Genomic DNA, 12284 nt, shown 5'->3' with positions numbered 1-12284 from the left:
GATGAGTTTTACGCATTTACATGTACATACCGAATACAGCCTTCTGGACGGATCGAACAAGATCAAAGAGTACGTTGCCAGAGTCAAGGAGCTTGGCATGAACAGCGCCGCGATCACCGATCACGGCGTCATGTTCGGCTGTATCGATTTTTATAAAGAAGCCCGCGCGCAGGGCATCAAGCCGATCCTCGGCTGTGAGGTTTACGTGGCGCCGGGTTCCCGTTTCGACCGCGAAACCAGCCGCGGAGAGGACCGGTACTACCATCTGGTTCTGCTGGCGGAAAATAATACGGGCTATTCCAATCTGATGAAGATTGTTTCGGCGGGCTTTATCGATGGATTTTACTATAAGCCGCGTGTCGACATGGAGATTCTGGAAAAGTATCACGAGGGCATTATCGCGCTTTCCGCCTGCCTTGCAGGTGAGGTGGCGCGTGCGATGGTGCGGAACCAGTACGAGATGGGAAAAGAGGCCGCACTGCGGTATGAGAAGATTTTCGGAAAAGGCAATTTCTTCCTGGAACTGCAGGATCACGGCATCTCGGAGCAGCGGATGGTCAATCAGCAGCTGATGCGCCTCTCGGCAGAAACCGGCATCGAGCTGGTGGCGACGAATGATATTCACTACACGTACGCAGAAGATGCGGATTCCCACGATATTCTTCTGTGCCTGCAGACCGGAAAGAAGATCACGGATGAGGACCGCATGCGCTACGAGGGCGGACAGTATTTCGTGAAATCCGAGGCGGAGATGGCATCGCTCTTCCCGTATGCACCGCAGGCAATCGAAAATACACAGAAAATTGCAGACCGGTGTAATGTGGAGATCGAATTTGGTGTCACAAAACTTCCGAAATTCGATGTGCCGGAGGGATACACTTCCTGGGAATACTTAAATAAGCTCTGCTACGACGGCCTCGAGGAACGGTATCACCCGGCGACAGATGAACTGAAGGCGCGGCTGAAATATGAGCTTGATACGATCAAAACGATGGGTTACGTCGATTACTTCCTGATCGTGTGGGATTTCATCAAATTTGCGCGCGACCACGACATCATGGTCGGACCGGGACGAGGATCGGCGGCCGGAAGTATTGTTTCCTACACCCTTGGCATCACACAGCTGGACCCGATGCGGTACCAGCTCCTGTTCGAGCGTTTCCTGAACCCGGAACGAGTTACCATGCCTGATATCGATGTGGATTTCTGCTTCGAACGCCGCCCGGAGGTCATCGACTATGTAACGAGAAAATACGGCAAGGACCGCGTTGTACAGATCGTCACATTCGGTACACTGGCGGCGCGCGGTGTCATCCGCGATGTCGGCCGTGTGCTGGATATGCCGTATGCACAGGTCGATTCGATTGCGAAGATGATTCCGAATGAACTGAATATCACGATCGACAAGGCACTGCAGATGAACCATGAGCTGCGGGAGCTGTATCAGGGCAATGAAGAGGTTGCACATCTGATCGACATGTCACGGAGACTTGAAGGTCTGCCGCGCCACACGTCGATGCACGCCGCCGGTGTTGTCATCGGCTCGCGTCCGCTGGTGGAATTTGTGCCGCTCTCGCGAGGAAGCGACGGAACGATCGTCACGCAGTTCACGATGACGACGCTCGAGGAACTGGGACTTCTGAAAATGGACTTCTTAGGACTTCGGACCCTGACCGTCATTCAGAATGCGACAAAGCTCGCAGAGCGTTACAGCAATAAGAAAATTGATCTGCTTCACATCAATTACAACGATCCGAAAGTGCTCGGTATGATCGGCGCATCGAAAACGGTCGGTGTGTTCCAGCTCGAGAGTGCGGGAATGAAAAACTTCATGAAGGAGTTAAAACCGCAGAGCCTCGAGGATATCATCGCCGGAATTTCCCTGTACCGTCCGGGCCCGATGGATTTTATTCCGCAGTACATCAAAGGAAAAAACAACCCGGAATCCGTTACGTACGATACACCGCTCTTAAAACCGATTCTGGAGCCGACGTACGGCTGTATCGTCTACCAGGAACAGGTTATGCAGATCGTACAGGCACTGGCGGGCTATTCGCTTGGACGGGCCGATCTGGTGCGCCGTGCGATGTCGAAGAAAAAGGCATCTGTCATGGAAAAAGAGCGCCAGAATTTCGTTTATGGAAACGAGGCCGAGGGCGTGCCGGGCTGTATCAAAAACGGCATTGATGAGAAGACAGCGAACAAGATCTACGACGAGATGATCGACTTCGCGAAATACGCCTTCAACAAATCCCATGCGGCGGCGTACGCGTTCGTATCGTACCAGACGGCATGGCTGAAATACTATTACCCGGTTGAGTTCATGGCGGCTCTGATGACCTCCTGCATCGATAACCCGGGAAAAGTCGCAGAGTATATCTTGAGTTCCCGCCAGATGGGCATTTCCATTCTGCCGCCGGACATCAACCGAAGCGAAGGAAAATTCACGGTGGACGGCCAGGCGATCCGCTATGGCATGGCGGCGGTCAAAGGCATCGGAAAGCCGGTCATGGAGGCGATCGTGGAGGAGCGGAGTGCAAACGGACCGTTCCGCTCGTTAAAGGATTTCGCGGAGCGTCTGAGCGGAAAAGAAGTCAACAAGCGGACCGTCGAGAACTTTATCAAGGCGGGCGCATTCGACTGCTTCGGCGTGACGAGAAAGCAGCTCATGTTCGTCTACGCCAATGTGCTCGATGATGTGGCGCGCGAGAAAAAAGATTCGTTAAGCGGCCAGATGAGTCTGTTTGACTTCGTAGATGAGACGACCAAACGGTCGTATGAAACGGTGTACCCGGATGTCGGAGAATACGAAAAGAGTGATCTTTTGGCGCTCGAAAAAGAGGTGCTCGGCATCTACGTCAGCGGTCATCCGCTAGAGGAGCAGGAGGAGTGCTGGCGGAAGAACATTTCCGCGGTAACGACAGACTTCCAGCCGGATGAGGAGACGGGTTTCCCATCCGTCACCGACGGCGCGAAAGAGATTGTCGGCGGCATTATCACGGATAAAAAAATCAAATATACAAAGAATAACAAGACAATGGCATTTCTCACACTCGAGGACCTCGTCGGCAGTATGGAAATCGTCGTATTCCCGCGCGATTACGAGAAAAACGCAGCGATGATGCAGACCGATGCGCGTGTCTTCATCCAGGGCCGTGTTTCCGCGGAGGATGATAAGCCGAGCAAGCTGATCTGCGAGAAAATTTTCCCGTTTGCAGGCATCCCGAAAGAGCTCTGGATCCAGTTCCCGGACAAGGAAACGTACGAGAGAGAAGTGGCGGATCTGTACCAGATGCTGCATGAATCCGACGGCAAGGACAGCGTGATTCTCTACATCAAATCGATCAAAGCGATGAAAAAACTGCCGCCGAGCCGCAATGTGCAGGCAGATGCCCGTCTGGTGGCGTCACTTCAGGCAAAATTCGGTACCGGAAACGTGAAAGTTGTAGAAAAGAGTATTGAAAAAAGGGCCTGAATGCTTTAAAATAAAACTGTGTGTGATTAATAAATAAAACTACTCGTTTATTAATGTGTGTGATGAGATGGAGGAATTCATATGGCAACGACTAACAAGGTAAAGACAATCGGAGTGCTTACCAGCGGTGGTGATGCACCAGGTATGAACGCAGCGATCCGTGCAGCCGTAAGAAGAGGTCTGCAGAAGGGCGTTCAGATGAAAGGTATCCTGAAAGGCTACGACGGACTGATGAACGAAGAAATCATCGACATGACAGCCCGCGATGTATCCGACACCATCGAGCGCGGAGGTACCATCCTTTATACCGCCCGCTGCGCAGAGATGCGTACACTGGAAGGCCAGAAACGTGCTGCAGATGTCTGCAGAAAACACGGCATCGACGGACTGGTAGTTATCGGCGGAGACGGATCTTTTGCAGGAGCGCAGAAACTGGCAGCTCTTGGAATTAACACCGTAGGTGTACCGGGAACCATCGACCTGGATATCGCCTGCACAGAATATACCATCGGTTTTGATACCGCGGTAAACACTGCAATGGAAGCCATTGATAAAGTAAGAGATACTTCCACTTCCCATGAGAGATGCTCGATCATCGAGGTTATGGGACGTAATGCCGGATATATCGCTCTGTGGTGCGGTATCGCAAACGGCGCAGAGGATATTCTTCTTCCGGAGAAATACGATTACGATGAGCAGAAGATCATCAACAACATCATCGAGAACCGTAGAAAAGGCAAAAAACATCATATCATCGTAAATGCTGAGGGCATCGGCCATTCCACCAGCATGGCGCGCAGAATCGAAGCTGCAACCGGCATCGAGACCCGTGCAACGATCCTTGGACATATGCAGCGTGGAGGAAGCCCGACATGTAAAGACCGTGTATATGCGTCCATCATGGGTGCTTACGCAGTTGACCTTCTTCTGGAAGGCAAAACAGACCGCGTTGTTGCATACAAGAACGGTGAGTATGTAGATTACGATATCGATGAGGCACTGTCCATGACAAAGACTCTGCCGGAATATCAGTGGGAGATCGCAAGAGCTCTTTCTTATAACTATACGAAATAAAAAAATATCACGAAACAGACTGTTTTTAGCAAGCAGTCTGTTTCATTGGTATAATAGCGGGAATAAAAATGTTTCCGCGGACGGAATAGAGAGACAAAATAAAAAAACAGGAGGAACTTAACAATGGTTACCTGGAACAATCTTGATAAACTGGCTTCTTTTGAGGAGTTGAAAAAAGTGGAGCGTGTCAATCTTGCCGAGGTGATGTCCGGCGAAAACGGAGCAGAGCGCGTAAAATCTTACAGCGTTCCGATGGCAGAAGGACTTGCGTATAACTACGCAGCAAAACAGGTGAATGAGGATGTCCTTGCCGCACTCGTAAAACTGGCAGAAGAGGCACAGCTTTCTGAAAAATTTGAGGAGCTTTACAACGGTGCTGTCATCAACACCGGAGAGAACCGTCTCGTGCTTCATCAGCTGACCCGCGGCCAGCTCGGAAACACCGTTACGGCAGACGGCGTAGACAAACGTGCTTTCTACGTAGAGCAGCAGAACCGCATCGCAGAGTTTGCGAACAAAGTACATGCAGGTGAGATCACCAACGCAGCAGGTGAAAAATTCACCACCGTTGTGCAGATCGGTATCGGCGGAAGCGACCTTGGCCCGCGTGCGATGTATCTGGCTCTGGAAAACTGGGCAAAGAAAAACGGCTGCTTCAAAATGGAAGCAAAATTCATCAGCAACGTTGACCCGGATGACGCAGCAGCTGTTCTGAATTCGATCGACGTAGCACATTCCATCTTCGTTCTGGTATCCAAATCCGGAACCACACTGGAGACTCTGACCAATGAGTCCTTCGTAAAAGACGCTCTGAAAAATGCAGGCCTGGATGCATCCAAGCATATGATCGCCGTTACCAGTGAGACTTCTCCGCTGGCAAAGAGCGACGACTATCTGGCAGCATTCTTCATGGATGACTACATCGGAGGCCGTTATTCTTCCACATCCGCAGTCGGCGGCGCTGTTCTGTCCCTGGCTTTCGGACCGGAAGTATTCGCAGCATTCCTCGAGGGCGCTGCAGCAGAAGATAAACTTTCTGCAAACAAAGACGTATTACAGAACCCGGAGATGCTCGATGCGCTGATCGGTGTTTACGAGAGAAACGTTCTTGGCTATCCGAGCACTGCAGTTCTTCCGTACTCCCAGGCACTGAACCGTTTCCCGGCTCACTTACAGCAGGTAGATATGGAGTCCAACGGTAAATCGGTCAACCGCTTCGGCGAGCCGGTCAATTACCCGACCGGTCCGGTTCTCTTCGGCGAGCCAGGTACCAACGGACAGCATTCCTTCTATCAGCTGCTGCATCAGGGAACTGATATCGTTCCGCTGCAGTTTGTAGGCTTCCGCAATAACCAGATGGAGACCGATGTCGACATCCAGGGCAGCACCAGCCAGCAGAAACTCTGCGCAAACGTAGCAGCTCAGATCGTTGCATTTGCCTGCGGTAAAGCAGATGAGAATAAAAACAAAAACTTCGAAGGCGGCCGTCCGTCCAGCATCATCATCGGAGATCAGGTAAATCCGAAGACGCTGGGAGCACTGCTTGCACACTTCGAGAATAAGATCATGTTCCAGGGATTCCTGTGGAACGTAAACAGCTTCGACCAGGAAGGCGTCCAGCTTGGTAAAGTCCTTGCAAAACGCGTTCTGGCTCATGAGACAGACGGAGCACTGAAGGTATTCAGTGATCTGCTCAATATCTAAAAGCGTTATTTTCTGATCAGAAAAGGCGTCCTGTGAAAAAAATCTCCCGGAAAAACTCCGGGAGATTTCAGACTATAGACAAAGCCCTGCTTTTGCAGGGTTTTTTCATTTTCAGATTATCCCAGCTTCGCCGGGAGAGACGAGGAAACCGTGGTCTGGTGCTTTTGACGGAATTGCCGCGGGGTGATCTGGTACCGCTTTTTAAAGGTGCGGATCAGATGACTGCAGTCCGCAAAGCCGGTCTCGGCTGCAATATAGTTCAGGTCATAGTCGGTAAAAAGAAGCAGGTTTTCAACCTTGTTCAGGCGGATAAACTCGATATACTGCTTACAGCTCTGCCCGTAATGCTTCAGAAAAAGTTTGGCAAAATAGGAGTAGCTCATGTTGTATTTATGTGCCAGTGCCTCGATATTGATGTTTTCCTGGGAATGGCGGTCGAGATAGACGAGGATATCCTGCATACTCTGTTCCTCACTCTCGGAAATCGATTCGGGATTGAAACAGATTCCCTGGCAGTGCCAGATACGCAGAAGCCGGAGAAACAGTGTGGAAAAGAGAGAATAGATATAGGCATCATAACCGTATTTCTTTTCAAGAGCCTCCCTCTCAAGGGTTACAAAAAAATCATGGAGATTCAGCTCTGAGAGATCTTCCTGCGTAAACAAAAGCGAAGGATAGGTCATCGTGGCGATTTTATGGAAAGCAAAGCTCAGGTTCGGAAGGTAGCTTCCGGTGAGCTGGATGCGGTTCAGGTTGAATTTGATACAGAAATAGCGGAATGGCCGATCCTGGTCTGCGGCAAGTGCGTGGACCGTCTGTGGAGGAAACAGGATGAAAGAGCCCGGTTTTATGTGGTAGACGGAATCGTTGCAGCTCACGAGAAGAGAACCTTCCTGCAGATAAAGAACCTCCGTAAAATAGTGCCAGTGGGATTTGACCGGCATGGAAAAACTGTCGGAGCAGCAGGAAAAGGCTTCAATCGGCGAGTGCAGGATGTCACTGTATTCAAAAAGATTCTTCAACGGAAAAGTCCCCCTTCAGGTAAAAAATATTCAGTATTTTTCTGGGAATATCAGTTTCGGAAAAATAGAAACATTCTATTTTTGTACAGTCGCATTATATCATATCCAAATGAAAATTGATACAATGGCGAAAGCATTTGAAAGAAAATTAATGCTGAATTTGGTAACTCAATTTCCTAAGATAAGGGGGGATATGAAAACATGAAAAGCAACACGAAACAATTCCCGAAAAACAAAATTGCGTGGCTGTGGGAAAACATGGAGGGAAAACGGGCGCTGTACTTTGTCGGTATTCTCGGAACCGTTTTGTACAATATTCTGCAGCTTACGATTCCCTATTTTTCGGGAAAAATTGTGGATCTGTTTTTAACGGGGGAGAACGCGGCGACAAATCTTCAGGTACACCGTGACCTGCTTTACCGCTTGCTGTTTGCGATGGTCGGCTTTACGTTCCTGCGTGTTATCGTTGTTTATGGCAGCTGTATGATCTATGAGACGGTGTCGCAGAGTGTTCTGTACCGGGTGCGGAATTATCTGTACGACAAGCTTCAGCGTCAGGATATGACGTTTTACAGTACCTATCGGACAGGAGATCTGATGACACGGCAGACAGGAGACCTGGATGCGGTGCGTCACATGGTTGCATGGGTTGTACGAATGGTGGTTGAGTCATTTTCTCTGTTTGCTGCAGCGGCCGTTTTCTTCCTGTATACGAACTGGAAGCTGGCACTGTGCGTTCTTGTGATTTCACCGTTTGTATTCTGGATTATCTATCTGTTCCGGAACCGCGTTGCCCCGATGCATGCGGCGCTGCGTGAAAAACTGGCACAGATGAATACATGCGCACAGGAGAATATTTCCGGAAACCGCGTTGTCAAAGCGTTTGCAAGAGAAGATTACGAAATCGAGAAATTCGACCGTGCCAATACCGACTATGCGGAGACGAATAAGGCAACCGGAATGGTATGGCTGAAATTTTTCCCGATTGTCGAGAGTATTGCGAACCTGATGCCGGTTGTCCTGCTCGCAGTCGGCGGTGTTTTTATGATCAGAGGACAGCTTACTATGGGAGACTATGTGGCATTTTCAGGCCTCATCTGGGCAATCGCCAATCCGATGCGTCAGATGGGAAATATCATGAACGAATTTCAGCGGTTCTCAGCAGCGTCGAAAAAGGTCATGGAGCTGTATTACTCCGAACCGAAAATCAGGGACGAAGAAAATGCCGTTTCCCATCCGGAGCGGTTTGAAGGCAAAATCGAGTTTGATAACGTTTCCTTCCAATACGAGGATGGTGATTTGCCGGTTCTGCACAATATTTCCTTCACGGCCCATCCGAACGAGACGGTTGCGATCATGGGCGAGACCGGCTGCGGCAAGACATCGCTGATCAATCTGATCCCGCGGTTTTATGAGCCGACAGAAGGACAGATCCGGATTGACGGAATTCCTGTAGAACAGCTGAAGCTGTATGATCTCCGAAAACAGATCGGACTTGCCACGCAGGATGTTCTGCTGTATTCTGACACGATCGAGGGAAACATTGCCTACGGCGATGATTCGATCAAGATGAACGAGGTTGTCAAGTTTGCAAGGTATTCCGCTGCGGCAGATTTCATTTCAAAGATGCCGGAGGGCTACGATACCCTGGTCGGAGAGCGCGGTGTTGGTCTTTCCGGAGGCCAGAAGCAGAGAATTTCTCTGGCAAGAGCACTGGCTATCCGTCCATCGGTTCTGATTCTTGACGATACAACATCGGCGGTTGATATGGAAACAGAGAAACAGATTCAGCAGTCCTTACGGGAGCTTGATTTTCCATGTACCAAGATTGTGATTGCACAGCGAATTTCGACAACGAAAACAGCGGACAAGATTATTGTTCTGCAAAATGGCTATATTGAAGAAATGGGAACACATGAGGAACTGATGGAGAAGAAGGGTTACTATTATGAACTGGTGAAGCTGCAGACCGGTGTGGATGAACTGTAGGAGGGGAAGCAATGGCAAAAAATACATACAAGCAGGATGAAGTGCTCGAAGAGCCGTTTGACATCAAGCATCTGCTCAGAGCTTCATCCTATATCAAAAAATATGCAAAACGGATGGTTTTTGCGATCCTTTTGAGTGGCATCGGCGGTGCGTCCGGCTATGTGGCGCCGATGATTATCCAGCGGGCGCTGGACCTTGCAATTCCGGAGAAAAACGAGAGGCTTTTATTTTCTCTTGTGGGAATGCTGGTCGGCATCTATCTGGTGAGCGTGATCTTCACAACAATCCGAAGCCGCATTATGGTGGATGTCAGTCAGAGTATCATCTATGATATCCGAAAAGATTTGTTTGCACATCTGCAGGAGCTGCCGTTCCAGTATTACGATGACCGCCCGCACGGCAAGATCCTGATTCGGGTTGTCAACTACGTCAACTCGGTATCGGATATGCTGTCAAATGGTCTGATCAACATCGTTCTGGAGAGCTTCAACCTTCTGTTTATCGTGATTTTCATGTTTCTGGTTGATGTGCAGATGGCATTTGTCGTGCTCTGCGGCGTGCCGGTGCTGTGCGTTTTCATGGTCTGGATCAAGAATAAACAGAGACGTGCATGGCAGGCAGTTTCGAACAAGAACTCGAACCTGAATGCCTATCTGCAGGAGAATATTGTCGGAGCCCGCATTACGCAGATCTTTGCACGAGAGGATGAGAATGCGGAGATTTTCAAAGATCTTTCCAAGGATTGCCGCAGAACATGGAATACAGCAGTTCGCTATTCCAACCTGGTATGGCCGGGTATCGATTCAATTTCCGTCTGCGTGCGTGCTGCCATTTTTCTGTCCGGTCTGATCCTTTTCGGGCAGGGAAATAAGTCGGTTGGTACGATTGTAGCGATTTCGAGCTATGCATCGTATTTCTGGCAGCCGATCATGAACCTTGGAAACATCTTCAATAACTTTATCAACAACATTGCGTATCTGGAACGTATCTTTGAGACGATGGATGAGCCGGTGACGGTAAAGGATGCAAAAGATGCCGTTGAAATGCCAAAAATCCGCGGTGAGGTGACCTTCGATCACGTAAATTTCTCGTACGATGCGTCAAAACAGATCTTAAACGATGTTTCGTTTACGGTAAAACCGGGTGAGAGTGTGGCGCTTGTCGGACCGACCGGAGCCGGAAAGAGTACGATTGTCAATCTGATTTCACGGTTTTACAATGTCAATGGCGGTCGCGTCCTGATCGATGGACAGGATATCTCGCAGGTGACCATTCATTCCCTGCGTGAGCAGATGGGTATTATGATGCAGGACAGCTTTATTTTCTCGGGAGATATTGAGGATAATATCCGTTACGGAAAGCTTGACGCAACACATGAGGAGATTGTGAAGGCGAGCAGAACTGTCTGTGCGGACGAGTTTATCAGCAAAATGCCGGATCGCTATCAGACGGAGGTAAGGGAGCGTGGTTCCATGCTGAGCCAGGGACAAAAGCAGCTCATTTCGTTTGCGCGTACCCTGCTTTCCGATCCGGCCATTCTGATTCTCGATGAGGCGACCTCAAGCATTGACGTACAGACCGAAAAAGCACTGCAGACGGGACTCAATGCCATGCTGAAGGGCAGAACCTCATTTATCATTGCGCATCGTCTGTCTACGATCCGCAACTGCGATAAGATTATGTATATCGATAACGGCGGTATTATGGAGAGCGGAACACATGATGAGCTGATGGCAAAGAAAGGCCATTATTATAAACTGTATACAGCACAGCTTGATGAAGTACAGAAAGCGGGCTGATCAAAAAAAGATCATAAAAAAGATTATAAAAAAGGCTTCTGCCAGCGGATAAAAATCCGTGGCAGAAGCCTTTTGCCGTTTCTTGTTCGTGTCGCTTTTTGCGCGTGTCGCCGAAGCGACCCGCCGCAGGCGGAAAATTCGGCAAAGCAGGAGTTCTTCTTATTTTCCGGAGAAATATTTCTCTTTGATGATTTCAACCGGCATATCTTCACCGGTCCACAGCTTAAAGGAAGCAGCTCCCTGGTATAACAGCATGTACATGCCGTTTCCGGTCTTGCATCCAGCCTCTTTTGCCTCACGCAGCAGGCGGGTTCCTGCGGATTGTAGATCACATCGAAAACGAAGAGGTCTTTGTGGAACATCGTTGTGTCGGTGATGATGGTGTTCTCGGTTTTTGGAGCCATTCCGACGGAAGTTCCATTGACAAGAATGGCGCTGTCTGCGATGGATGCGCGAAGGACTTCCGGATCGGAGAAGTCGTGCAGGGTAACCTTGCAGGAAGTACGCTCATTGAGTTTTGCAACGATTTCTTCTGCTCTTCCGAAGAAGTTGTCTCTGACGTTGAATACGTTGATCTCGCTACGCCGTCGAGGGCTGCCTGTACCAGGATTGCGGTAGCAGCGCCGCCGGCACCGAGCAGAGTCATCTTTTTGCTGATGATGTCTACGCCGTTTTCTGCAACTGCTCTCATGAAGCCGACACCGTCGGTGGTGTAAGCAGTGAGAACGCCGTTGTCGTTGACGATGGTATTACATGCGCCGGAGATCTCCGAAGCAGGAGAAACCTTGTCTGCCAATTTGCACATGATATTTTTGCCAGGCATGGTGATGTTCCAGCCTCTTGCACCCATGGTGCGGAGTCCTTCGACTGCCTGCGGCATTTTGTCTTCCGGTACATCAAAGGCAAGGTAGCTATAATCAAGGCCGAGCTGGTCGCATGCTTCGTTGTGCATTTCCGGAGAAACACTGTGTGCAACCGGGCTTCCGAGTAAACATAATAATCCGGTGTGTCCTGTGATGTGTTTTGACATAATATGAAATCCTCTCTCTCCTCGTATTTCCGCATGATGATAAATCGTGCTGTAGCACTTTAAACTGCTACTATATGAAGTGAATTATACTCCAGATGCCGAAAGAAAGCAAGAAAAAAAGAGGAAATGACGCAAAGTTCATTTCCTCTTTTCGTGTTGGTTTTTGATTAAGGTTTAAGATGGAAAAGATT

General features: G+C 49.5%; 6 protein-coding genes and 1 pseudogene. 5 read left to right on the top strand and 2 right to left on the bottom strand.

Going from position 1 to position 12284, the window contains the following annotated elements; translation table 11 throughout:
* Position 1 precedes the first annotated feature (1 nt).
* The 3 genes from DW965_RS02835 to DW965_RS02825 all read left to right on the top strand — a co-directional run bounded on the left by DW965_RS02835 (position 2) and on the right by DW965_RS02825 (position 6253).
* Complete coding sequence (locus tag DW965_RS02835; protein ID WP_117761880.1) at positions 2-3475, top strand: DNA polymerase III subunit alpha; 3474 nt, start codon at positions 2-4, stop codon at positions 3473-3475.
* Between the two features lie 81 nt (positions 3476-3556).
* Positions 3557-4549 carry a 6-phosphofructokinase gene (gene pfkA, locus DW965_RS02830; RefSeq protein ID WP_055226266.1) on the top strand — a complete coding sequence of 331 codons (993 nt, stop codon included), beginning with the start codon at positions 3557-3559 and terminating at the stop codon, positions 4547-4549.
* Positions 4550-4672: 123 nt separating this feature from the next.
* Positions 4673-6253, top strand: coding sequence for a glucose-6-phosphate isomerase (locus tag DW965_RS02825; RefSeq protein WP_022462042.1), 1581 nt, complete (start codon positions 4673-4675; stop codon positions 6251-6253).
* Positions 6254-6369: 116 nt separating this feature from the next.
* Here DW965_RS02825 and DW965_RS02820 read toward each other — a convergent pair whose 3' ends face one another.
* Positions 6370-7275: an AraC family transcriptional regulator gene (locus DW965_RS02820; RefSeq protein WP_055267788.1), complete on the bottom strand. Its 906-nt coding sequence runs from the start codon at positions 7273-7275 to the stop codon at positions 6370-6372.
* Between the two features lie 201 nt (positions 7276-7476).
* Between DW965_RS02820 and DW965_RS02810 the strand changes: the two genes are divergently transcribed.
* Entirely contained in the window at positions 7477-9264 is a 1788-nt protein-coding gene (locus DW965_RS02810; RefSeq protein ID WP_055267790.1) for an ABC transporter ATP-binding protein, read from the top strand.
* Between the two features lie 11 nt (positions 9265-9275).
* Positions 9276-11063, top strand: a complete 1788-nt coding sequence (locus tag DW965_RS02805) for an ABC transporter ATP-binding protein (protein WP_055267792.1) — start codon at positions 9276-9278, stop codon at positions 11061-11063.
* Positions 11064-11222: 159 nt separating this feature from the next.
* Here the strand turns inward: DW965_RS02805 and aroE are convergent.
* Positions 11223-12093, bottom strand: a pseudogene (gene aroE / locus DW965_RS02800) (shikimate dehydrogenase).
* Between the last annotated feature and the right edge of the window lie 191 nt (positions 12094-12284).

This window comes from Blautia sp. AM47-4 (assembly GCF_003479865.1).
Taxonomy (GTDB): Bacteria; Bacillota; Clostridia; order Lachnospirales; family Lachnospiraceae; genus Fusicatenibacter; species Fusicatenibacter saccharivorans.
The sequence above is the reverse complement of the archived record's forward strand: the minus strand, read 5'-3'. Positions and strand labels throughout refer to the sequence as shown.